The sequence below is a fragment of the Enterococcus sp. DJ147D b genome (genome assembly GCF_058216655.1).
The window spans coordinates 777,789-800,462 of the sequence record NZ_CM177104.1; the positions used below are offsets into that span (position 1 = coordinate 777,789).

Here is a 22,674-nt window from a genome sequence, read left to right on the forward strand (position 1 = left end):
GATAAAAGAATAAAAATATGATTCATAAAAAATTCGTTGAAGTTTAAAAAAAAATCTCGAAACAGTGCTACCTGTTTCGAGACTTCTTAAGGACGGCTCATTCACTTTTTAAATCAAATCAAAATGTTTCAATGCGTGGACGATGCCACCTTCAGTATTTTTTTTAGTAACGAAAGTCGCTAACTCTTTTAGTCCATCATAGGCATTACCCATTGCAATTTTATTGTCGCAAGCTTCTAGAAGGGCAAAGTCATTCGGCCCATCACCAAATCCAAAAGTTGGGACATTAGTCAACCCTAATTCGTCTTTTAGTCGTTTGACGCCAGCACCTTTAGAGATTCCTTTTTTTACGGTATCAATTGAATATGGGCCGTTTCGATAAAAAGTTAGTTCAGGAAACTGTTCATGATAATATTCATCGCCACTTTGTGAAAGAATCAAGAGCATGTTGATTTTATTTTCGCGAAAAGCAAAAGGTTCAATTGGTGGGACTTCAGAATGAATGAAGTTATAGGCATCAATCATTATTTGGTTGTGGCCAGTACACCAAATATTTTCGTGATTGTAGTATGAAAGTTCATGACCTTGTGAACGAACGTGTTCATACATTCGTTGACATTCTTCTTCTGAAAAAAGCTCAGAGTGGATTTCTTTTCCATCCACACGAATATAAGAGCCGTTCATGGTAACAGCTGAAGTGATTCCAGCATCTTCCATGATCTTTTGGATTTCGATTTCTGTTCTTCCAGTTGCAATAACAGGTAAGACGTGATTTTCTTTTAAGGCATTCATAGCAGATGCAACTTCTGGAGTGATTGTTGAATGCGCATCTAGCAGTGTTCCATCTAGGTCAAAAAAAGTAATTGCTTGATAGTTTGACACAAAAAAAACTCCTTTATCTTTTCAATAAACCTATCTTAACAAAGAATGAACAAAAGACAAACCTTTCATGAATAATTATTGAATATATTGGTTCACAAGACTATTTGGAGTATACTAGAAAGAGAACTTTTTAGGAGGAAATCAATGATTTTTTTAGTTGTAGGTGTTGCTTTAACGACTATTGGTATTTTCTTTCGCTTGTTTCCTTCCAAAGGAAACTTGCCATTGTATGGTTACCACTCACCGTTAGCTGCCAAAACGGATGAACACTGGCAGTTAGCCCAGAAAGTTAGTGGCAACTATTTTATTATTTTCGGCTTGATAATGGCAGTGATCGGCTATTTATTAAAAGTAACAGGAAATACGAATTACTTTTTGATTGAACTGTTGGTATTAGTTTTTCCAATTATGCCGATCTTTATTTTAACGGAAAAAAAATTACAGGAATTTGACCAGAAATCCGGAGGGGATGACTATGAACATTTTAATGATTGAAGATAACCAATCTGTTTCTGAAATGATGCAGATGTTTTTTTTGAATGAAGGATGGGAGGCAACGTTCAAGTATGATGGTAAAGACGGTTTGGATGCATTTTTAGAAAATCCTGCACATTGGGACATGATTACACTTGATTTGAATTTACCAACAATGGATGGCATGGTTGTTGGGCGTGAGATTCGAAAAATCTCAAGTACAGTGCCGATCATTATGCTGACTGCACGTGACTCAGAGAGTGACCAAGTTATTGGGTTAGAAATGGGGGCAGATGACTACGTAACGAAGCCGTTTAGTCCATTAACTTTGATTGCACGAATGAAAGCTCTGCACCGTCGAAGCGAACTGGCCGATTCAAAAGAAGAAGCCAGTGAATCAGATAATCATTTCGACATTCAAACAGAACATTTTAAAATGAATACTAAAACTCGTGAGGCTTATCTTGATGGTCAATTAATTGAAGGGTTGACGCCAAAAGAATTTGATCTTTTATTTACTTTGGCGAAAAAACCACGACAAGTTTTTTCAAGAGAACAGCTATTGGAATTAGTTTGGGATTATCAATATTTTGGTGATGAGCGAACAGTTGATGCACATATCAAAAAACTTCGTCAAAAAATTGAAAAAGTCGGTCCGCAAGTCATTCAAACGGTTTGGGGCGTCGGCTATAAGTTTGATGATTCTGGTGTTGCCTAATGCGTTATCTTTATCAACAATTACTTGCTTTTTGTAGTATGATTGCCATGATTATTTTGATTGTTGGAATTTCATTTACACAATTGACGAAACAGACGATTGAAGAAAATAATTACCAACAACTTTTTGGTTATGCGGAATCTGTTGAAAAAACTACACAAACATATGCCAATACCTTTCCGCAGTTGAGTCAAGATCAGGCGTTTCAAAATGCTTTGCTTTTGACAGAACAAGTATTGACGGAGCAGAATGTCAACTTTATCTTTATTGATAAAAATGAACGACTTATTTATCCAACGGACGATTCTATGCTGGATTTTACGATTAGTCCAGAACAATGGAAAAATTTGCGCAACGGGAAACAACAAAAATTTACCGATCATAAAAATATTTTGGGGCAACAACAAGCGACCTCATACGCCCTAGTACCATTTAATTTGAACCATGAATTTTATGGTGCTTTGGTTGTGAGCCAGCCCGCACGAAATATTGATAATAGTGTACGTTCAGTTACGTTGAATCTTTTCAAAGGGTTTATTTTTTCAAGTATTGTTGCGATTATTGCTAGTTACGTATTTGCTGCGTTTCAGGTCAAACGGATCAATCGTTTGCGTAATGCAACCAAAGAAGTAACGAATGGAAATTTTGATGTCCAGCTACCTGTTCACGACAAAGATGAATTTGACGAGCTCGCAGACGACTTCAATAAGATGACGAACTCGCTCAAAGAGTCGCAAGCAGAAATTGAAGAACAAGAGAATCGACGACGTCAATTCATGGCAGATGCAGCACATGAAATGCGCACACCTTTGACCACAATTAATGGCTTACTAGAAGGTCTTGCCTATGACGCGATTCCAGAAAATCAACGAGAAAATGCAATCAAGTTAATGAAAAATGAAACGGAGCGACTTATTCGACTAGTCAATGAGAATCTTGACTATGAGAAAATCCGGACCGACCAAATTACGATGGTCATCAAGAAATTCAATGGAACGGAAACTTTAAGAAATCTTGTGACACAGCTTGAAGCAAAAGCAGAAGCAGCTGGAGACACGCTGGTTTTAGAAGCGCAGGAAGAAATTGATGTGTATGCTGATTATGATCGTTTCGTGCAAATCATGGTTAATATTATTCAAAATGCGATTCAGTTTACCGAAAATGGTCAAATTACTATTAGTATAGAAAAAGGCTATCTTGAAACGATTATTAAAATCAAAGACACAGGAATTGGCATCTCAGAACAGCAGATGAAAAATATTTGGGAACGTTACTATAAGGTTGATCCATCAAGAAAAAATACAAAGTATGGTGAATCTGGTTTAGGATTGCCAATCGTGCAACAACTAGTTCGTCTGCATAAAGGAAAAATCGAGGTCGAGAGTGAAGAAGGAAAAGGAACAACATTTACTGTCCGATTGCCAGATGTAGAAATAAAAGAAGAGTCTCAAGAAAACTAAAAAAGCCAGATGCGAGGATTTTCGCATCTGGCTTTTTGATGATGTTTCATTAGTAAGAACAATTGAGTAAAGGACATGAAAAAAATTTAGGAAGCATCTTCTAAATGATCAATATAGGGACTGTGGGCAATGGTGGCATTATTGGTGAACAGTAAGATTGTTTGATTTTCTTGACGAGCGAGCAAGCAAAGAATGTCTAGCAATTCTTGCGTTTCGGTGATTGTTAGGTCATCAAATGCGTCTTCCACAATAATCTGTGTCCGTTTAGAAAGTAAAGCATGCAAGAGTTGCAGTTTGATTTTTTCTAATAAAGAGAGTTCATCTGCTGACAGCTTTTCCCAAGAGGAATCAAGTTTCAATTGTGACTGATAAGTGGGACCAGTTGATTTGATTTCTTTACTGGAAATATCTAAATAGACATGATCCTTCAACTTTAAATAAGGAAAGATCGGCCAATTTTTTTGAATAATCGTGTAACTTGGCGTATCATCTAGCACCAAATTTTCTTTCCATTCATTAAGTAAATGTTGTTGTTTTTCTTTTGAACTAAGAATAACAGTAAGGCAGTTGAAATGAGCTGTATTATTTGGTTGTTTCATGTTGAATGAACCTCCCTTTTTGCAGTCTTCGAGAAAAATAGATAAAGGAAAAAACACTTATAAATAAGCTAACAAAAGTTAAAGTGAGAAGAGTTTGAACGATTCCTTTAAATGTATCAACAAGCAAAAATTCACTCGTAAAATCAATTTGAAAAAAAGCTTCTTGATTGATAGGAATGGTCAATCCACTAACAGAAGAAGGAACAGAAAAATCAGGAAACTTAAATATGTCAAGAACAGTTAAGTTTATACTTTGTAGCAAAGTTTCGTAGAGATGTTGGAAACTGATACTCCATAATAATAAACCTAAACAAGCGGCAGCAATGGGTACAAACATTTGTGTGTAGACAAAGAAAAATAATTTTTTTTGTGAAAATCCAGTCAAACGCCAATTCATCAATTCTTGTCGATTTTGTTTTAAGATATGGATGAAAAAGAAGAAAAAACAAAGCGCAAAGCAAAGGACAAGAACCAAAATAACTGATGAATAGAAGTGACTAACACTATCTAGTTGTGGAATCTTTTCTTCTTGGTTAGTTGAACTAAAGATAGTTAAACGGTTTTGAATTTGTTTGTGTAAAGTAGTTTGTAAATTATATAAATTAAAAGAGATGAGTAACAAAAAAGCAAAGAAGCTGGAAAATAAAGTATATACAATTGTTTGCTTTTTATAATATGCTAAACGCGCAATGGCATAACGGATTATTTTCATACTTTTCACCTCTAATAAAGTATAAAAAATGAATATGAATAAAGTATGAAATTCTTTTTGAGAAATTACGAGTTATTTTTCAAAGCAGGGAGAAGCTGTTAAGTGAAAAGACAAAAAAGCGTGAGAATTCAATTTCTCACGCTTTTTGGATTGTTTATTCTTTGGAAGAAGTATCAGTTGTTGGTGTACCATTTATTTCTTGGTATGTTTTTGTTTCATAAAGATCAGTTGTTGATTTATTACCGTTTTGACTAAATACGCTGGTTGATTTATCACCTAGTTTTTTCTCAATCGCAGTCATTTTTTCTAAGCCATTTTTGTAATCATAGTTGGCAGCGTCAATTGGATCAAGATTGCTATTGGTATAGAAACGAAGTAAATCACCGTTATTGATTTGATCAGAAACAGCCAATTGTTTTGAAACTTCAACTTTCCATGCATCGATTTTTGCTTGAATTTCAGGAGAAGGATCGGTAATAGCTTCACCTGTTGCGTTGTCATAAATCGTACCACTGTAGTAAGTGTAAGTTGGTGTAACGAAGTCACCATCACGGAAGCTTACCACTTGGTCATGATCTTTAGAGAATAGATCTTGTCCAAGTTGAATATAATCTTTGGTATCTACACCTAGTAAATGAAGTAATGTTGGCAACGCATCAACTTGTCCACCATAAGTATGATTGATCCCACCGTTTGTTTGTCCAGGAACATGAATCATATAAGGGACGCGTTGCATTTGTGCATTATCAAAGTTTGACCAAGTATCACTTGATTTTCCAAGTAGTTCTGCTAAAGTTTTGTTTCTCGAATTTGAAACGCCATAGTGGTCACCATACAAAACGATGACAGAGTTATCATATAACCCACTTGATTTCAAATAATTAAAGAATTCTTCGACTGCTGTGTCAAGATAATTGGCAGTTGCGAAGTAGCCATTAATTGTTTCATCACTGGTTGCTGCCATTGGGAATCCCGCTTCTTCATTCGTAAATTTTGAATAAGGATAGTGGTTTGAGACCGCAATGAATTTTGAATAAAATGGTTGTTGTAAATGTTCTAAATATTGAACGGATTGGTCAAAAAATGGCTTGTCATGCAAACCGTATTGGAATGAGTTTTCATCGGTTACATCGTAATAAGATGAATCAAAGAAATAATCATAACCAAGATTTTTATAAGTCTCATTTCTGTTCCAAAAAGTACCAGAGTTTCCGTGGAAAACAGCACTAGTATAACCTTGGGTTTGACTTAAGATATCAGGTGCAGCTTGGAAAGTATTTTTCCCACCCAGTTGCGTAAAGAGTGATCCTTGGTTTAACCCAAACAGAGAATTTTCCATAAGGGTTTCAGCATCACTTGTTTTTCCGGCCTTGACTTGATGGAAAAAGTTATCAAAACTATAGGTACTGTTACTATGGAACAAACTATTAAGGAATGGTGTTACCTCGTGTTCGGCGCCTGTTTCATCTTTTAATTTATAATCAATCAAAAATTGTTGGAAGCTTTCCAAATGAATATAGATAACATTTCTGCCTTTTGCCACACCAAACATTTCGTCGTTTGGTTCAGCATAGTGTTCCTTAACGTAGTTCTCAACTTCCTTCATATCATTAGGGCTTGCTTCAGCACGAACTTGGTTTGTTTGATACGTTTGAAAACCATCATAAGCCATAAAAGCATTAAGACCAAGATACTTAACTAAATAATCACGGGAGAATGTTCGAGTCAAAAGTTCAGGACGATCGGCTTCAGCCAAGAAAAGATTTCCAGAAAAAATCATAACCGCTAATGTGGAAATCGCAAATGCCATACGTGCCCGAATAGGACGGTCATCCATTTTTATTTTTTTAGTGACTAATAAAACCGTTAAGATAATAAAGTCTATCCAATACAATAAATCGTAAGGGCGGAACAAACGGATGGCACTTTCGCCCAAACCACTAGCAACTTTTCCAGCGCCTAAAATAGTATTGATGGTAATAAAGTCTGTAAATTCACGATAGTAAGTGACATTTGAAAACACCCACAAAGTGAGTAAGAAAAAAATCACCATCATCGTGATGTACGAAGCTTTTGCTCGTCTTACATACAAAGCAATTCCAAGTAATAATAAAGTAGTCGCAATTGGATTGATAAATAGGATGAAGTATTGCACTCCACTTTCAATCCCTAAATTGAAATCAATCAAATAAGCGAAAATTGTTTTTAGCCAGACTAAAACAGCTAACAAAGAAAAAAATCCGAGCCGCTTATTTAAAAAAGCGGGCGTTTTTATACGTTTCAAAGTAACCTTCCTTTCTACACTCAAAAAATAAGAATAAGAGTGTCATAAAACCCATAATACACAACTTACGTATTCTAACCTATTTTACTAGTCGGAGATTTTAGTGTCAATTCTAACCAGTGATTTATGGCAGTTGGTTAAGGGATTCTTTAAGCTTTCTTAGAGGTTTGTGGCTTAAGACAAGCCGTTTGATTTTTGTTATACTGAAAGGTGAGAAAGTAAAAGCAGGTGAATGAATGAAAATAAAAGTAAAAAAACGAGCAAGCGCCCAATTCAGAAAGGGTTACCCGCTCATTCAAAAAGAAGATTTAGTCGATACGCAAATGGATACGACCGAATGGATCGACTTAGTAGATCAACAAAATAAATTTGTGGCAAAAGGTTATTTAGGAAAGCAAAATAAAGGAATTGGTTGGGTATTAAGCCGAGTGGACGAACCATTTGATACGGCTTTTTTTGAGAAAAAATTTGCAGCAGCTAAAGCAAAACGCTCAACTTATTTTAGTGATGACTTAACAAATGCCTTTCGTTTGTTCAATGGTGAAGGAGATGGAATTGGTGGTTTGATCATTGATTATTATGCCCAGTTTGCTGTCTTTTCTTGGTATAACCAAACGCTGTATCTTCATCGAAAGGGATTGATTGAAGCATTTAAAAAGACCTATCCAGAAATTTTAGGTGCTTATGAAAAAATTCGTTTTGATACGAAAGATTTGCCAGAAAGTCAGTTTATTTATGGAAAAGAAGCACCAGAACCTTTGATTGTAAAAGAAAATGGTGTTCAGTTTGCAACCTATTTAAATGAAGGCTTGATGACGGGTATCTTTTTAGATCAGAAGGAAGTACGCGGAGCATTGGTCGATGGGTTGGCGCTAGGAAAATCGGTGCTAAACATGTTTAGCTATACAGGTGCCTTCTCAGTTGCAGCTGCGATGGGTGGTTCTGTTGAAACAACCAGTGTAGATCTTGCTAAAAGAAGCTTAAAAAAAACGCAGGAACAATTTGAAGTCAATGGTTTAGATCTTGAACAACAAAAAATCATTGTTATGGATGTTTTTGAGTACTTTAAGTATGCGAGTCGTAAACAATTAACTTATGATGTTATTGTTTTGGATCCACCAAGTTTTGCCCGTAACAAAAAGAAAGTTTTCCGGGTGGCAAAAAATTATGGTGAATTAGTCAAAGATAGTCTGGAAATTTTAGCAGATGAAGGAGTGCTAATTGCCTCAACAAATGCGGCGAACGTTACGATTCAACAATTTCAAAAAATGATTGAAGATGAGTTCATTGCAAAAGGTGTCTCCTATCAGCAAATCGGGCTGTATCGCCTACCAAATGATTTTCAAACAACAAACACTTTTCCAGAAGGAGATTATTTAAAGGTATTTGTTTATAAAATCAATCAAATGTAAGAAGGGAGTCGTTACGGATGATCCAAGTGAAAAATTTGCAAATCGGGACTGGTCGACCAAAAGTTTGTACGCCATTAACTGGCGTAACCCAGGAAGAAATCTTAAGTGAAGCACGTCTCGCGCGTGAAGCAGGCGCTGACTTAGTAGAATGGCGTGTCGATTTTTATCAAGAAATCTTGCAATTAGAAAAGGTTCTAGAAACACTAGTCCTTCTTCAACATGAACTTCAAGGATTACCGTTACTTTTTACATTTCGAACGCTAGCTGAGGGCGGAAAACGAGATTTATCGATTAGAGAATATCATGATTTGTACGAAACAGTGGTGACTGAAAAGTTGGTCGATATGGTAGACATTGAATTGTTTCAGATTGAAAGCTTAGGACGTGGGATGATTGAACGCATCAAAGATCATCACATTCCAATCATCATCAGCAATCATGAATTTGAAGAGACACCAGCCGATCCGGTCTTGCTTTATCGCTTAAATATGATGGAACATTTTGGCGCTAGCATCGGAAAGTTAGCGATGATGCCACAAACAGAACAAGATGTTTTTCGCTTGCTTGAATTGACTAAACGAGCAAGTGCCTTTGTTTCAATCCCATTGATTACTGTGTCAATGGGAGAAATGGGTAAGTTATCAAGAGTAGCAGGATGTTTAACGGGTTCAGCAGTTACTTTTGGGGCAACTTCGAAGGAAACTGCTTCGGCACCAGGACAAATACCTGTGAAAGAACTACAACAAATAATTAAGAGTTTAGCTGAGTGATCATAGTAACTAACGGTACTTTGAATTTATCAAGCTAGTTGCAATGAGGTGGAAATATGGCAAAGAAAAAACAAGTAAAAACAAATGCAATTCGACTCGTAGAGCAAAAAAAAATCGCGTATACGGAACACGAATATGAATGGGATGAAAATCATTTAGGTGCAACAGCGATTTTTGATCAGATTCCTGGGAGTGAACAACGAATTTTTAAAACATTGGTGGCTGTAGGAAATGTAACCGGTCCGCTAGTCGTGGTCATTCCGGGAGAAAATGAGGTGGATTTGAAAAAGCTAGCAAAAGTTTCTGGAAATAAAAAAGTAGAAATGCTTCATTTACGTGATTTAGAAGCAACTACTGGTTATATTCGTGGCGGTTGTTCACCAATCGGAATGAAAAAATTATTTCCAACTTATCTCGATCAAATTGCGGAAAACTATGAACAAATCATTATTTCCGCTGGCAAACGAGGCTTACAAATGGAGTTAGCCCCACAAGCCATTTGCCAATTGACAAATGGAAAATTTGTCGACATCAAAGCATAAAATAATCCCCTTCAAGTTAGTGTTTCATTTAACTTGAAGGGGATTATTTTATGCGCCACCAATTATACTTTCATTAGATTAGTAATACTTTACATGGATTGTGCTTGTTGACCAGCGTTCATGCCAGAAACATGACCAGTAGCAAAAGCCGCTGTGATATTGAAGCCACCAGTATAGCCGTTAACATCCAGTAATTCACCTGCAAAATATAATCCAGTTACCAGTTTACTTTCTAAGGTCTTAGGATTAATTTCTTTCAACGCAACACCACCGCCGGTTACAAAAGATTTTTCTATCGGAAAAGTTTTGTTTATCAAAAGATGAAATTCTTTACACAATTGGACAAAGTCTTGAATCTGTTTTTCCGTTGTCTGTTGGCCAATCTGTTGTTCCATATTTAGGTGATTTAAATAAAAAGTCAGTAATCGTTCGGGTAAAAAGCCATGCCAAGCATTGACCAATGTTTTTTTTGATTGATGACTTTTAGCGGTTAGTTCTTGGATCAAATCATGATTGGATCGAGTTGGGAAACAATCTAGAGAAATAACAACTGGTTCGCCCGTTTTCTTTAATTCCTGATTGATAAAACTTGAGCAACGTAAGGCAGCAGGCCCCGAAATACCAAAGTGTGTGAAAAGTAAATCCATGATGTGTTCAGTAATTACTCGTCCTTTTTTATTCAAGACACTTAAAGAAATATCTTGCAAAGATAATCCTTGTAAGGTTTTTTCTTGGATAAAAGGTTCTTCGGAAATCAAAGGGGATTCAGTCGCGTATAAAGACGTGATGGTATGGCCAACTTTTTTTACCATTTTGTAGCCATCCCCAGTTGAGCCGGTTGATGGATAAGTTCGTCCACCAGTTGTTAAAATCACACAAGGGGCTTGAAATTCTTCAAATTCTGTTCGAATACCATAGATTTGTCCATTATTGTGCACCAGTTTTTCAACTTTTGTACCAAAAACTAGCGTAACACGAAGTTCATTTAAACGCGTAATCAATGCTTCGATGATTGTTTTTGATTTATTTGTAACAGGAAACATTCGGCCATGATCTTCTTCTTTTAAATGTACACCCTGTGTTTCAAAAAAATTCATAATATCAAAGTTATCAAATTGTGAAAAAGTACTATATAAAAATTTTCCATTGCCGGGGATATGTGCGATTAAATCTTCTACTGGTCGATTGTTTGTGACGTTGCAACGCCCACCGCCAGTCATTAGCAATTTTTTTCCAGCTTTTTTATTTTTTTCAACTAATAGCACTTTGGCACCTTGTTCTGCGGCACTAATAGCTGCCATCATTCCACTGGTACCAGCGCCAACAACGATTACATCGTAGTTCGTTTCCATTCGCTTCACCTCACAAGTGAGTGTAGCATATTTCGAAAATAAACGCAGAAAAATTTTTGAGTGGCGGCCAAAAATAAGCTAAAATAAAAACTAGCTAATCGAAGGAGTGTGACACAATGACAAATGCAAAAAAATATGTCCAAACGATTCAAGAGAAATTACATCAACAAGATCGTGGCGAAGTCGAATTTTTACAGGCAATTGATGAAGTACTTCCAACAGTTACGCATTTTTTAGAAAACCATCCTGAATACATCGAACAAAATATTTTAGGAATTCTAGTAGAACCTGAACGAATCATTCAATTTCGAGTACCTTGGCAAGATGATCAAGGAAATTGGCGCGTAAACCGTGGATATCGAATTCAATACAATTCAGCCTTAGGTCCATATAAAGGTGGTCTAAGATTTCATCCAAGCGTGAACCTGAGTATTTTGAAATTTCTGGCTTTTGAACAAATTTTTAAAAATAGTTTGACTGGGCTTCCAATTGGTGGCGGAAAAGGGGGGAGTGATTTCGACCCTAAAGGAAAATCAGATGCCGAAATCATGCGTTTTTGTCAAAGTTTTATGCTTGAACTTTCCAAACACATTGGTCCTTCATTAGATGTTCCTGCTGGCGATATTGGCGTTGGTGGAAGAGAAATTGGTTATTTGTTTGGTGCATATAAACGAATCAAACAATATGATGCAGGTGTGTTAACTGGAAAACCTTTGAATTTTTGGGGAAGCAAAGTTCGTACAGAAGCAACGGGCTATGGATTAGTTTATTTTGTAAAACACTTGTTGGCTCAAGAACAGGATTCTTTTACAGATAAAACAGTTTTTGTATCTGGTAGTGGAAATGTTGCGATTTATGCAATTGAAAAAGCACAAGCGCTTGGTGCAAAAGTAGTGACTTGTTCTGATTCGAGTGGGTTTATTTATGATCCAACAGGTATTGACTTAGATTTATTGAAAGAAGTAAAAGAAAAAAATCGTCAACGTTTAACTGCATATGCAGCTAAAAAAACATCTGCTGTGTATCATGAAGGAAAATCGGTATGGTCCTTAGAAGAAGCATGTGAAATTGCTTTACCATGTGCCACCCAAAATGAGATCACAGGTGAACTAGCTGAAATCTTAGTGAAAAATGGTGTGCAAATTGTAGCAGAAGGTGCGAATATGCCAGCAACAGTTGAAGCTGTCTCCACTTTTCATGATGCAGGAGTCTGGTATTGTCCAGGGAAAGCTGCAAATGCGGGAGGAGTCGCAGTATCTGCTTTAGAAATGAGCCAGAACTCTCAACGTTTAACGTGGGAAAGTGAGCAAGTAGATCAACAATTAGATGAAATCATGCAAACAATTTATGAAACATGTCGTCAAACTGCTGCTGAATATAATGAAGAAAAAAATCTATTACTTGGTGCGAACATTGCCGGTTTTGCAAAGGTTGCGAAAGCAATGTCTGCACAAGGATTGGTCTAAATGTAAAATTTTCTTGGAAATATTGAAAGGTTCGTGGATATTTGCTTGAAAAAAAAGTAAAAAAAACGTAAAGTATACCTGTATAGTAAACTATTAAGGAGGAGAACAAATGGCACACATTCATTTTGACTATTCAAAAGTAGCACCGTTTGTCAACGAATATGAATTAGGTTACATGCAAAGTCAAGTAACAGCAGCTGACAAATTATTACGTGAAGGTACAGGTGCAGGCAGCGATTTCTTAGGCTGGATCGATTTACCTACAAATTATGATAAAGAAGAATTTGCACGTATCAAAGAAGCAGCTAAAAAAATCCAATCTGATTCAGAAGTATTAGTAGTAATCGGTATTGGTGGTTCATATTTAGGGGCACGTGCTGCAATTGATTTCTTGAACCACACTTTCTACAACTTATTAGACGGCAACGAACGTAAAGCACCACAAATCTTTTATGCAGGAAATTCAATCAGCTCAACATACTTAGCTGACTTGATCGAAGTAATTGGTGATCGTGATTTTTCTGTGAACGTTATTTCTAAATCTGGAACAACAACAGAACCAGCCATTGCTTTCCGTGTGTTCAAAGAATTATTAGTGAAAAAATATGGTCAAGCAGAAGCAAACAAACGTATTTATGCAACAACTGATAAAGCACGCGGTGCTGTAAAAGTTGAAGCAGATGCTGAAGGTTGGGAATCATTTGTTATTCCTGATGATATTGGCGGACGTTTTTCTGTATTAACTGCTGTTGGTCTATTACCAATTGCGGTTAGCGGAGCAGATATTGATGCCTTGATGCAAGGTGCGGCTGACGCAAGTAAAGAATATGCAAGTGATAAGCTAGAAGAAAACGAAGCTTACCAATATGCAGCAATGCGTAACATTCTTTACCGTAAAGGCAAAGTAACAGAATTGTTGATCAACTATGAACCAGGAATGCAATATTTCTCAGAATGGTGGAAACAATTATTTGGCGAATCTGAAGGTAAAGACCAAAAAGGAATCTATCCTTCAAGTGCAAACTTCTCTACTGACTTACATTCATTGGGTCAATATATCCAAGAAGGTCGTCGCAATATCTTTGAAACAATCGTTAAAGTGGAAAAACCTCGCAAATCAATCACTATTCCTGAACAAGAAGCTGACTTAGATGGTTTAGGTTACTTACAAGGAAAAGAAGTTGACTTTGTTAACACAAAAGCTTTTGAAGGAACATTATTAGCACATACAGATGGCGATGTGCCAAACTTACTAGTTAAAATTCCAGAAATGGATGCTTATACTTTAGGTTATACAATGTATTTCTTTGAAATTGCTGTCGGAATTTCTGGTTACTTGAACGGAATTAATCCATTTGACCAACCAGGTGTAGAAGCCTATAAGAAAAACATGTTCGCCCTACTAGGCAAACCAGGCTTTGAAGACTTAGCAAAAGAATTGAACGAACGTCTATAATAGTGTAATGAATGGGAGAAGTTGTGGCTTATGTCACAGCTTCTTTTTTAGTAAAGCAAAACAATTTTGTATAGCAAAATAAAAAGAGGTTTGCATCGTCTAAGACGTACAAACCTCTTTTAGTTTTTTTCCGAGAATGATTTAGATGTCATGTGGGGTGGCCAGCTCCTTAATTAGATTCATGTAATGCTCGGACAGCTTGTTCGATTGTAATACCAAAAGCGACATTATGTTCATTTTTTGCGTCAATTGCCATAAAACGATTGGTTGAAGTGTCGAAAGCTACGCGATAAGTCATATTTGTTTTGTTAAAAGTCATGTTTAGTTCCTCCTTTCCATTGTTGAAATGAATTCAAGAAATTTTCAGTTAAATTCTCTGTAAAATCTCGAACACAACTGTAGTGTAGCACCATCTTATTTTTCTTGCAATTAAGAGGCATCCATAAATGAATGTTTTATTTAAAACAAAAGAAATCAACGATCTTCTGTTAATCCAATGAGTAGACCAATTGTTAAAGTAATAAAGATTACTGCTTGAATAAGAACCATGGTTATCCCTCCTTTTACTCAGTATATGAAAAAACTGGAAAAACTACACGAACAAGAAGCAACGAAAAAAGAACAGTTTTGTCACCTTTCTTACGTAAGGGGAAAATTGGAAGCTTAAGTGATATTAAATAAAAAGTGAGATAACTTTTTATTTGGTCAATTCCTGATTTTTTAAAGAAAAAAATACAAAAAAATAAAATAAAACGTTTTCACCGAGGCGATTTTCTGTTATTATAAATAAAACAAATAACAATTAAGGAAGTGAATTTTGATGTTAGATATCGAAGTTGGAAAATCTTACATATGCAAACCTATTGGTGTAACTAACGAAATCGTTGGTTATATCGAACATACCTATACCAACACAGCTGTTGTTTTAGTTGAAAGCTACGATCAATGTGACCACTCTGTTATTGATGAAAAACAATATCGTGTGTTAGTTAAGCTGGATGATATTTATGCCCCAGTTGAAATGGTATCGTAATGAATCGCTTCTTTTGAGAAATTTGAAAAAATTTTTTATACTTAAGGAAAGAGGAGGGAGAAGATGTTATGACAAAGAAAAGAAATTCAGGAAAACTAGGAATTTTTCTCGCAGTTGTCTCAGCAATTCCCGCAGTTTTAGCCATCTTTCGGGCAGTTAAAGACGCGAAAAGAGAATAATAAAAACAGCGATCGTTACATATAACGATCGCTGTTTTTATTATTCTCTTGATTAACCAACACCTAGTACGAAGTTAAGCAATTTATCAGAATAAGTTATCTCCTCATCAAGTGATTGTACTTCTTTATTTAAAATGCTCATCTGATCGGTAATGATTCCATCTACACCATAAAACATCATTCGACTGACTGCATCTGAGTCATTGACTGTCCAAACATAAACTTTTTTATTATCCTCATGAGCAGATGAAATAAAGTTTCGATTAATTGTACTATATTCCATTGTTAAAAAGTCTGCGGAAGTAATCGGCGGTCCCACAATATTAAAAGGCAAAATATAGCCAACGTAAAATTTTGGTTCAGTTTTCTTCAAATCTTCGACAGTTTGGTAAGTCAAACTCTGTAAAATATGATGTTGTTCCAAAATCTCTGAGCGATATTTGTTAGTGAAACGCTCAACAAGATCTTTCGAGTCATGTTTCGTCGTTTTAATTTCAATCAGTAATTTTTGATTGATTTTTTTAGCAGCTGCTAAATAATCATCAAAAGAAACAAGCGGTGCTTCTTGACCATTTTCTTTAACTGTTAATTTTTCTAGTTCTTCTAAAGTTAAATTTTGTGGTATCTGATTGAGGCCAGTCAAATTCTTCAAATTGAAATCATGCATAACGACGAACTGACCATCTTTTGTTTCTTGAACATCCATTTCAACGTAGTCGGGATGATAAGTTTGACTCGTCTTTTCTAAGGCAGGCAAGGTGTTTTGAACACCATTTTGATTGCTGACACCACGGTGAGAAATGGTTAAAGGTGTAGTTTGTGCGGCAGAAGTCAAGTAGTTCATATTATATAAACAGACGCCAACACCAAAGAAAACACAAAAAAGAATAAGTCCAGTATTCTTTAAGGTAGAATGTCGATGTAAGGGTGGCTCAGGAGTGAACCATTCAGGAATTTCTGGTAAAAAACCTTCATCATCCATGAAGTCGACAATAATGTAAAATATTCCAACAGTTGACATAACTATATTAAACAAAAGTATCAATTGTAATAGTGTCATTGCAAAAACAGCACTAATCAATGAATAATCAGGTAAAAAACTCTCAACAGCTGTCTGTGAAATGATGATAAACAGATAACCTAGTGAGGAAATCAGTAAGATACTACCACCGATAATAATAAATTGACCTAGAATCGCAAAGAAACGGGATTTCGTAAGTCGCCAACTTTCTCGAACTGATTCGCGAAATGGTCGATCCCGCAAGATCATTTCTGGTAACGCAAAAATCAGCCGGATACCGATATATGCTAAGAAAAGGTAAACTAAAACGAATAAACTAACGATCACGAGCCGATTTTCAAAAATAAAATCCATAATAAATGAAGGAATTTTGACTTTTGATAGTAAATCAGAATTAAAACTCAATCCGCTTAACGGTAAAATCAGTAGAAAATAAGCTAAGAAAAAGAGAAACGTAACGGGACGAACTTTTTTTAGTTGTAAGATGGTCATTCGAAGCAATTGTTTTAAAGAAACAGGTTTTCTTTTCTTGATGAAGTAAACACTGATTAATAAGAAAGTGAACTCAAAATAGACTAAAAGTAAAATCAGCAACAAGACTAAACAAAGCGCACCTAGTACACCAGGATGTTTAGAAAATATAGTTGCGATATTGTCATAAGATAAATAATCAATTGCACCACGATGTAAAATAAAGCGAGTTGTACTGTTCAATAACGGCAGACAAATAAATAAAATGAAGCCGTGCATTAGTAGAACATCACGAAAATAATTTTGTGTTCCTTTGAGAAAATCCCAAGCATTCCCTAAACTATGTTTTAAATAATTCATTTTTATCACCTACTAATCCTATTGTATCCTAAAAAGAAAAAAAACACAGGTTAGAGGTCAGACCACTAATCTGTGTCAGAATGTCTTCATTTATTTCATCCTGTTACCCAAGTAAACTGGTCAAGTATTGTCCACCGTAAATCAATGCCATACTATATAAGAAAATAGAGAGTGGTTTAGCAAGGAAAATAATTAGTGAAAATTTCTTTACGGAAATGTTTGTTAAACCAGCCATCAGGCAAAGTGCGTCATCGGGCGCGACTGGCAAGAAAATTGCAAGCGCAAAAAGTTTTTCGAACCGGCTTTGGTTATCCAACCAACCAATATATTTGTTATATGTTTTATCACTGATTAAAGACAAAATAAATGGTTTTCCGTAGCGTCTACCTAATAGGAAGATAATAACCGAGCCAATACAAATCCCAACGTAGTTATAAACAAAACCAGCATAAGGACCAAAAATCAGAACACCAGCTGCGGTACTGATACCACCGGGAATAATGGGAATGACTACTTGTAGGATCTGAATCAAAATGAAAATAATGGGTCCAAGAATAACTGATTGGCCAACAAGACCTCTCAATGCATTGATGTCTTTGAAGACTCCAAGATTGATAAAGTAAACAGTCAGTGCGATCGACACGCCTAAACCGATAATTGAAATAAAGTTGATAAGTTTTCTTGATGCTGTAACGTTCATTTTGAATCATCTCCTTGAAGTTTTTTAATCTAAGATTACTATACGCGATAAAGTGGCAAATATGCTACTTATTTAGATGACACTACTCAAACAGTTTTGTAAGTTCGAAGTAAGTATAAAAGATTTGTGAAGAAATTACATCCTACTAAAGACTTATTTAAATTTTATCGGGGCATTTTTTTAGTAATTATTTCTTTTTGAAAATAAATATAAATAACGATAGTTTCCTTATCGGATTAGTAACGATGTTTTCACCATAGCTGACAAAAAAAGAGTGAAAAAATAAGGAAAAATGGAATGCTTAAAAAATGAAAGGGAATGCATAATTTGATGAAGAAACATTTACCTATTAGAATTTGATTAAATAGTTTATCTTCATTTGATTTAAATATAACAATTATGAGTAAAATGTTTGCAAAAATGGTTAGTTATCGGTTACAATTAAAGAACATATATGCAGTACAAAGTGGGGGAGTTTTTATGAGAAGAAAAGTCTATACTAAAGATCAAATTCTAAAAGCAGCATACGAAGTTGTTGCTAAAGAAGGCTTCAAAGGATTTACTGCTCGTAACATTGCAAAGAAGATGGGGATTTCGACACAACCTATTTATTTAGAGTTTAAGAATATGGAAGATTTAAAGAATACACTTTTAGATTCTATTTTTGAGCAACTCAAAGAGGAAGTTTTTCCTATCGAGCATACTGGCGACAAAATTATCGATTTAGGTTTAAATTATATCAATTTTGCAAAAAAGCATCATAGTTTGTACATGGCATTGTATATCGATGAACATGGTGATGGTAAAAAAATGCATGATTTTTCATATAATTATTTCTATGAAGCTGCAAAGAAAGACGAGAAATATAGTCATTTATCTGACGAATATATAGATGCGTTACATACGGGTACTTGGGTAGTCGTGACTGGATTAGCTTCATTGATGTCCTCAAACATTATGCAGCCAACAGAAGAACAAATCATTTCTTTGATTTCTAGAACAATTGACTCTGTGCTGTCCATAGACAATCCAGAAGTTATCCGCTAAAAATTTATAAAAGGCTAACGTGGGTGTCTGACTGCGTGTGGCCTTTTTCTTTTGACCTAAAACGAAAAGATTGGCCTGAAAAAATGGTGCTTGACATTTCGGTTGAAAAGATTAAAAATAGAAATCGCGGAAGGTTGGCAGAGTGGTAATGCAGCGGACTCGAAATCCGCCGAACCGGCTAATACCGGCGCGCAGGTTCAAATCCTGTACCTTCCTTAATTAAACTGGAATAAACAAAAAGATTGAGGCTCATGTCTCAATCTTTTTTTGTTTTGTCACATAACGACTAAACAAAAAATAATCGTGAATAAATACAGGTTTAATAGAATAAAAATGAGAGAAAAATAAAAAAAATCCTTTTTAGTTGTCGTGCAATTAAAAAAATAGAATAGAACAAATGAAAGAGTAAAAATTTCTTTTAACATGAGCGATTAAGATAGCATCATCAAAGAAAACATGTTAAATTAGTTATTGAAAAACTTTTTATTAAATGTGCAAAAGTTTTCATGACTTATTTTCATGTGACGAAACTGTTAGGGAAGAACCTTTCGCCAGCACTTTTCGAGTGTGTTAAGATGAGAAGCATGAAATAAAAAATGAAAAAGTAATTTATATTAGGATGTGAAAGTTAAATGTGCGGGATTGTCGGTTTTGTCAATGACAAAGATAACAAGAGTGCAGTTGTAAACGCGATGATGGATCGCATTGTACACCGTGGACCAAATAGTTCTGGTGAGTATGTCGATAAACACGTTGCTTTAGGCTTTAGAAGATTGAGTATTATTGATTTAGAAGGCGGAACACAGCCTATTTATAATGAAGATGGAACAAAGATCATTATCTTTAATGGTGAGATTTATAACTATCGTCCATTAAGAGAAGAATTACTTGCCGCAGGACATGTTTTTCGCACACATGCTGACACGGAAGTCCTACTTCATGGTTATGAAGAATGGGGAACAGAATTATTACAAAAAATTCGTGGAATGTTTGCTTTCGCTATTTGGGACAATGAAAAAAATGAACTTTTCGGTGCCCGTGATCACTTTGGAATCAAACCTTATTACTATGCAAACATGAATGGTACATTCATGTTTGGTTCAGAAATCAAAAGTTTCTTACCACATCCTGATTTCAAAAAAGAATTAAATAAGGAAGCATTGAAACCTTATATGACTTTCCAATATTCACCTTTAAATGGTGAAACGTTCTTTAAAGATGTATACCGTTTACCAGAAGGCCATTATTTTACTTATAAAGACGGCAAGTTAGATATTCAAGAATATTGGGATGCTGATTTTGAAACAAAAGGTACACATTCTCGCCAAGAATGGATTGACAAAATTGATGAAACAGTTAAAGCTTCAATTAAAGCACACACAATCAGTGATGTTGAAGTTGGCTCATTCCTTTCAAGTGGTGTTGACTCAAGTTACGTAACCTCTGTTTTAAAACCCGATCATTCATTTTCAATTGGTTTTGATGATAAAACGTATAATGAGGCAATTGAAGCACGTAAATTAACAGAGATTTTAGATTTAGACAATACTGCGGCGGTTATCGACGGAGATATGTCATTCAAAGCATTCCCATTAATCCAATATCATTTGGATGAGCCAGATTCAAACCCTTCTTGTGTTCCTTTGTATTTTTTAGCTAATCTTGCTTCACAAAGTGTTCGTGTGGTTCAATCCGGTGAAGGAGCGGATGAATTATTTGCGGGTTACCAAACATATGGTTTCCATACAAACTCAAAATTTATTCGTGTGATTGCACAAGGATTGAAAAAATTACCAAAAGGAACACGCTATAGTTTAGGCCGTAAAATTGGTAAAATGAAAAACTTCCACGGACGTATTCATTTATATGAATCACTTGCACCAGCTAAAGAGTATTTCATTGGTCATGCACGTGTTTTTGAGGAAAAGGAAGCCGCTGATTTATTGACAGCGACTTATCAAGATGCACCATCTGTGAATGAAATCATGGCTGTCCATTACGAAAAAACGGATGGAATCAAAGATGAAGTCAATAAAATGCAATATGTTGACCTGCACCAATGGATGCCAAAAGATATTTTGTTGAAAGCCGACAAATTATCAATGGCAAGTTCTTTGGAAGTTCGTGTGCCATTATTGGATATCGAAGTGATGAAATTAGCACAACAAATTCCAAGTAAATATTTATTAAACCAAAACAACACGAAAGATATTTTCAGACAAGCAGCAAACAAACAGTTGCCAGAAGAATGGTCAAACCGTGTGAAATTAGGTTTCCCTGTGCCAATCAAAGCTTGGTTAAAAGAAGAACATGGTTACCAAGAAGTGAAAGCTTTATTTGAAGCCGACTTTGCAAAAGAATTCTTTGATCAAGATAAAATCATGGAACTATTGGACAATCATCATGAAGGAATCAAAGAAGAGCAACGTAAGATTTGGACAATTTTTAGCTTCTTGACTTGGTATAAAGTTTACTTTATTGATGAAACAATTCCTCAAGCAGAAGCAATTGATTATGTAACTGTTTAAGAAGGATAGAAGCAAACGAGAGTTACTATTTATAAATGAAAAAGCACTTCAGCCATTGGAAAACTTATTTTTCAATGGCTGAAGTGCTTGAATTGATTCTAAATGAGTTAGTTTTTCATTACAAAAAAACCTAAGGCATTGAATGTAGTAATCTTCAAAAGTTAGATTTTTGTCTAGCTTTTGAAGATTGCTCCATTGACTGTCCTAGGCTTTTTTATTTTGTTTCTATTCTAATAGATACAAATTATAGTTGAAGTAATTTTTCTAAATGGTCAGCTAAGCCATCTTCTTGGTTTGTTTTTTCCGTAATATCATTAGCGATGCTTTTTAGCTGATCTGTACCATTTGCCATAGCAACGCCCCAACCAGCATACTCTAATAATTCAAGATCATTGTGTTCATCGCCAAACGCGATGACATCTTCTTGTTTGATATCCAGATAATTAGCTACTTGATGAACACCCTTTGCTTTTTCGATTCCTTTAGAAACAATTTCTAGAATGGCTGTTGGGCCACCCCAAGTGCGGACATCTACATAACTGCCGAATTGCCGTGTCAATTCATTTGATACTTGCTCGGCAAATTGTTTTTCTGTACGAACTAATAGAGAAGTCGGGTTAGTTATTAAGTTTTGAGGGGAAAGCAGATTTTTTTCACTTGGATTTGAAGAAGCAAAAATTTTTTCATCGAAAAATTCTAAGCTATCGATAAAAAATGTTTCGCGATTTTCAGCAGCAACGAAGTCAAGATTCAATGCTTTTTTTTGTGAGACAATTTCAAAAGCAATCTCACGGTTGATTTGTGATTCCTTTTCGCCACTCCAAAGTTGATTAGGAATGTGTACAAGAGCCCCATTAAAGTTAACCATTGGGGTTGTTAATTCTAACTGTTGATAAAATTGATAACTCATTCGAAAAGGTCTGCCAGTAGCGATACTAACATAGTGACCTGCTGCAATGGCTTTTTTTAAGGTTTGTTCAGTTTTAGTTGTAATTAAAGAGTCTTGATTCAGAGTAGTCCCATCTAAATCAATGGCAATTAGCTTTTTATTCAATGGCGATAGTCCTTTCTCAGCTGATATTTGTTTTAGTCTAGCATATTTGACGTAATAAACAAGTGACAAAATCAATAACCAAAGAATGAAAAGCAAGCTTTTTTGAAAAAATCAGAGAAAAACACGAACATTATTTTCTTTTTGATGATTAAAT

Annotated in this window: 20 protein-coding genes and 1 tRNA gene; 12 read left to right on the forward strand and 9 right to left on the reverse strand. The window is 35.3% G+C overall.

Annotation, left to right across the window (positions count from 1 at the left end):
• Positions 1-108 precede the first annotated feature (108 nt).
• Complete coding sequence (locus AC4BD1_RS03780; protein ID WP_206909797.1) at positions 109-882, reverse strand: Cof-type HAD-IIB family hydrolase; 774 nt, start codon at positions 880-882, stop codon at positions 109-111.
• A 144-nt stretch (positions 883-1,026) separates the two neighbouring features.
• On the opposite strand from AC4BD1_RS03780, the gene AC4BD1_RS03785 reads away from it, so the two are divergent.
• Genes AC4BD1_RS03785 through AC4BD1_RS03795 form a run of 3 tightly spaced genes read left to right on the forward strand, consistent with a single transcriptional unit; the run spans position 1,027 to position 3,534 of the window.
• Positions 1,027-1,377, forward strand: a complete 351-nt coding sequence (locus tag AC4BD1_RS03785; RefSeq protein WP_490485846.1) for an SdpI family protein — start codon at positions 1,027-1,029, stop codon at positions 1,375-1,377.
• Positions 1,358-2,074: a response regulator transcription factor gene (locus AC4BD1_RS03790; protein ID WP_206909792.1), complete on the forward strand. Its 717-nt coding sequence runs from the start codon at positions 1,358-1,360 to the stop codon at positions 2,072-2,074. Before AC4BD1_RS03785 ends, AC4BD1_RS03790 begins: the two co-directional genes overlap by 20 nt.
• On the forward strand, positions 2,074-3,534 hold the full coding sequence (locus AC4BD1_RS03795; RefSeq protein ID WP_206909790.1) for a sensor histidine kinase: 1,461 nt from the start codon (positions 2,074-2,076) through the stop codon (positions 3,532-3,534). The genes AC4BD1_RS03790 and AC4BD1_RS03795 overlap by 1 nt, the downstream gene beginning before the upstream one ends.
• Before the next feature lie 86 nt (positions 3,535-3,620).
• Here AC4BD1_RS03795 and AC4BD1_RS03800 read toward each other — a convergent pair whose 3' ends face one another.
• The 3 genes from AC4BD1_RS03800 to AC4BD1_RS03810 form a co-directional block, all read right to left on the reverse strand.
• Entirely contained in the window at positions 3,621-4,133 is a 513-nt protein-coding gene (locus AC4BD1_RS03800) for a hypothetical protein (RefSeq protein ID WP_206909789.1), read from the reverse strand.
• Complete coding sequence (locus AC4BD1_RS03805) at positions 4,117-4,845, reverse strand: hypothetical protein (RefSeq protein ID WP_490467017.1); 729 nt, start codon at positions 4,843-4,845, stop codon at positions 4,117-4,119. Before AC4BD1_RS03805 ends, AC4BD1_RS03800 begins: the two co-directional genes overlap by 17 nt.
• 154 nt (positions 4,846-4,999) lie before the next feature.
• Positions 5,000-7,129, reverse strand: coding sequence for an LTA synthase family protein (locus tag AC4BD1_RS03810; RefSeq protein ID WP_206909787.1), 2,130 nt, complete (start codon positions 7,127-7,129; stop codon positions 5,000-5,002).
• Positions 7,130-7,365: 236 nt separating this feature from the next.
• Between AC4BD1_RS03810 and AC4BD1_RS03815 the strand changes: the two genes are divergently transcribed.
• From AC4BD1_RS03815 to ybaK, 3 genes are read left to right on the forward strand one after another with little or no spacing between them, the layout of a single operon-like run.
• Positions 7,366-8,541 (forward strand): class I SAM-dependent rRNA methyltransferase, encoded by a 1,176-nt coding sequence (locus AC4BD1_RS03815; protein WP_490485847.1) that lies wholly within the window; start codon positions 7,366-7,368, stop codon positions 8,539-8,541.
• A 17-nt stretch (positions 8,542-8,558) separates the two neighbouring features.
• On the forward strand, positions 8,559-9,311 hold the full coding sequence (gene aroD / locus AC4BD1_RS03820) for a type I 3-dehydroquinate dehydratase (RefSeq protein WP_490485848.1): 753 nt from the start codon (positions 8,559-8,561) through the stop codon (positions 9,309-9,311).
• 56 nt (positions 9,312-9,367) lie between these two features.
• Positions 9,368-9,853, forward strand: coding sequence for a Cys-tRNA(Pro) deacylase (ybaK, locus tag AC4BD1_RS03825; RefSeq protein ID WP_490485849.1), 486 nt, complete (start codon positions 9,368-9,370; stop codon positions 9,851-9,853).
• 89 nt (positions 9,854-9,942) lie between these two features.
• Here the strand turns inward: ybaK and AC4BD1_RS03830 are convergent, their stop codons facing one another.
• Positions 9,943-11,253 carry a BaiN/RdsA family NAD(P)/FAD-dependent oxidoreductase gene (locus AC4BD1_RS03830; protein ID WP_490486015.1) on the reverse strand — a complete coding sequence of 437 codons (1,311 nt, stop codon included), beginning with the start codon at positions 11,251-11,253 and terminating at the stop codon, positions 9,943-9,945.
• A 68-nt stretch (positions 11,254-11,321) separates the two neighbouring features.
• On the opposite strand from AC4BD1_RS03830, the gene gdhA reads away from it, so the two are divergent.
• Both gdhA and AC4BD1_RS03840 read left to right on the forward strand, forming a co-directional pair.
• On the forward strand, positions 11,322-12,671 hold the full coding sequence (gdhA, locus tag AC4BD1_RS03835; RefSeq protein WP_206909779.1) for an NADP-specific glutamate dehydrogenase: 1,350 nt from the start codon (positions 11,322-11,324) through the stop codon (positions 12,669-12,671).
• A gap of 109 nt (positions 12,672-12,780) precedes the next feature.
• Positions 12,781-14,127, forward strand: a complete 1,347-nt coding sequence (locus AC4BD1_RS03840) for a glucose-6-phosphate isomerase (RefSeq protein WP_206909777.1) — start codon at positions 12,781-12,783, stop codon at positions 14,125-14,127.
• A 169-nt stretch (positions 14,128-14,296) separates the two neighbouring features.
• Here the strand turns inward: AC4BD1_RS03840 and AC4BD1_RS03845 are convergent, their stop codons facing one another.
• The gene (locus AC4BD1_RS03845) at positions 14,297-14,446 is read right to left on the reverse strand and encodes a hypothetical protein (RefSeq protein ID WP_169819341.1); all 150 of its coding nucleotides are present in this window, start codon (positions 14,444-14,446) and stop codon (positions 14,297-14,299) included.
• Positions 14,447-14,947: 501 nt separating this feature from the next.
• Here AC4BD1_RS03845 and AC4BD1_RS03850 point away from each other — a divergent pair.
• Positions 14,948-15,160, forward strand: coding sequence for a hypothetical protein (locus AC4BD1_RS03850; protein WP_206909776.1), 213 nt, complete (start codon positions 14,948-14,950; stop codon positions 15,158-15,160).
• A gap of 231 nt (positions 15,161-15,391) precedes the next feature.
• Here AC4BD1_RS03850 and AC4BD1_RS03855 read toward each other — a convergent pair whose 3' ends face one another.
• Complete coding sequence (locus tag AC4BD1_RS03855) at positions 15,392-17,191, reverse strand: glycerophosphoryl diester phosphodiesterase membrane domain-containing protein (protein WP_206907843.1); 1,800 nt, start codon at positions 17,189-17,191, stop codon at positions 15,392-15,394.
• Positions 17,192-17,294: 103 nt separating this feature from the next.
• Positions 17,295-17,891, reverse strand: coding sequence for a TVP38/TMEM64 family protein (locus tag AC4BD1_RS03860; RefSeq protein WP_206907845.1), 597 nt, complete (start codon positions 17,889-17,891; stop codon positions 17,295-17,297).
• A gap of 480 nt (positions 17,892-18,371) precedes the next feature.
• Between AC4BD1_RS03860 and AC4BD1_RS03865 the strand changes: the two genes are divergently transcribed.
• From AC4BD1_RS03865 to asnB, 3 genes are all read left to right on the forward strand, one after another.
• Positions 18,372-18,938, forward strand: a complete 567-nt coding sequence (locus AC4BD1_RS03865; protein WP_206907847.1) for a TetR/AcrR family transcriptional regulator — start codon at positions 18,372-18,374, stop codon at positions 18,936-18,938.
• A gap of 128 nt (positions 18,939-19,066) precedes the next feature.
• Positions 19,067-19,154 (forward strand) — tRNA-Ser (locus AC4BD1_RS03870).
• A gap of 416 nt (positions 19,155-19,570) precedes the next feature.
• The gene (gene asnB, locus AC4BD1_RS03875) at positions 19,571-21,466 is read left to right on the forward strand and encodes an asparagine synthase (glutamine-hydrolyzing) (protein ID WP_206907848.1); all 1,896 of its coding nucleotides are present in this window, start codon (positions 19,571-19,573) and stop codon (positions 21,464-21,466) included.
• Positions 21,467-21,710: 244 nt separating this feature from the next.
• Here asnB and AC4BD1_RS03880 read toward each other — a convergent pair whose 3' ends face one another.
• The gene (locus tag AC4BD1_RS03880) at positions 21,711-22,520 is read right to left on the reverse strand and encodes a Cof-type HAD-IIB family hydrolase (protein ID WP_490485850.1); all 810 of its coding nucleotides are present in this window, start codon (positions 22,518-22,520) and stop codon (positions 21,711-21,713) included.
• Positions 22,521-22,674: the final 154 nt, after the last annotated feature.

What these genes read in the sequence shown, in the direction of transcription:
- AC4BD1_RS03785 (WP_490485846.1), top strand. Translation starts at nt 1,027, where the DNA reads ATGATTTTTTTAGTTGTAGGTGTTGCTTTAACGACTATTGGTATTTTC.
- AC4BD1_RS03790 (WP_206909792.1), top strand. Translation starts at nt 1,358, where the DNA reads ATGAACATTTTAATGATTGAAGATAACCAATCTGTTTCTGAAATGATG.
- AC4BD1_RS03795 (WP_206909790.1), top strand. Translation starts at nt 2,074, where the DNA reads ATGCGTTATCTTTATCAACAATTACTTGCTTTTTGTAGTATGATTGCC.
- AC4BD1_RS03800 (WP_206909789.1), bottom strand. Translation starts at nt 4,133, where the DNA reads ATGAAACAACCAAATAATACAGCTCATTTCAACTGCCTTACTGTTATT.
- AC4BD1_RS03805 (WP_490467017.1), bottom strand. Translation starts at nt 4,845, where the DNA reads ATGAAAATAATCCGTTATGCCATTGCGCGTTTAGCATATTATAAAAAG.
- AC4BD1_RS03815 (WP_490485847.1), top strand. Translation starts at nt 7,366, where the DNA reads ATGAAAATAAAAGTAAAAAAACGAGCAAGCGCCCAATTCAGAAAGGGT.
- aroD (WP_490485848.1), top strand. Translation starts at nt 8,559, where the DNA reads ATGATCCAAGTGAAAAATTTGCAAATCGGGACTGGTCGACCAAAAGTT.
- ybaK (WP_490485849.1), top strand. Translation starts at nt 9,368, where the DNA reads ATGGCAAAGAAAAAACAAGTAAAAACAAATGCAATTCGACTCGTAGAG.
- gdhA (WP_206909779.1), top strand. Translation starts at nt 11,322, where the DNA reads ATGACAAATGCAAAAAAATATGTCCAAACGATTCAAGAGAAATTACAT.
- AC4BD1_RS03840 (WP_206909777.1), top strand. Translation starts at nt 12,781, where the DNA reads ATGGCACACATTCATTTTGACTATTCAAAAGTAGCACCGTTTGTCAAC.
- AC4BD1_RS03845 (WP_169819341.1), bottom strand. Translation starts at nt 14,446, where the DNA reads ATGACTTTTAACAAAACAAATATGACTTATCGCGTAGCTTTCGACACT.
- AC4BD1_RS03850 (WP_206909776.1), top strand. Translation starts at nt 14,948, where the DNA reads ATGTTAGATATCGAAGTTGGAAAATCTTACATATGCAAACCTATTGGT.
- AC4BD1_RS03855 (WP_206907843.1), bottom strand. Translation starts at nt 17,191, where the DNA reads ATGAATTATTTAAAACATAGTTTAGGGAATGCTTGGGATTTTCTCAAA.
- AC4BD1_RS03860 (WP_206907845.1), bottom strand. Translation starts at nt 17,891, where the DNA reads ATGAACGTTACAGCATCAAGAAAACTTATCAACTTTATTTCAATTATC.
- AC4BD1_RS03865 (WP_206907847.1), top strand. Translation starts at nt 18,372, where the DNA reads ATGAGAAGAAAAGTCTATACTAAAGATCAAATTCTAAAAGCAGCATAC.
- asnB (WP_206907848.1), top strand. Translation starts at nt 19,571, where the DNA reads ATGTGCGGGATTGTCGGTTTTGTCAATGACAAAGATAACAAGAGTGCA.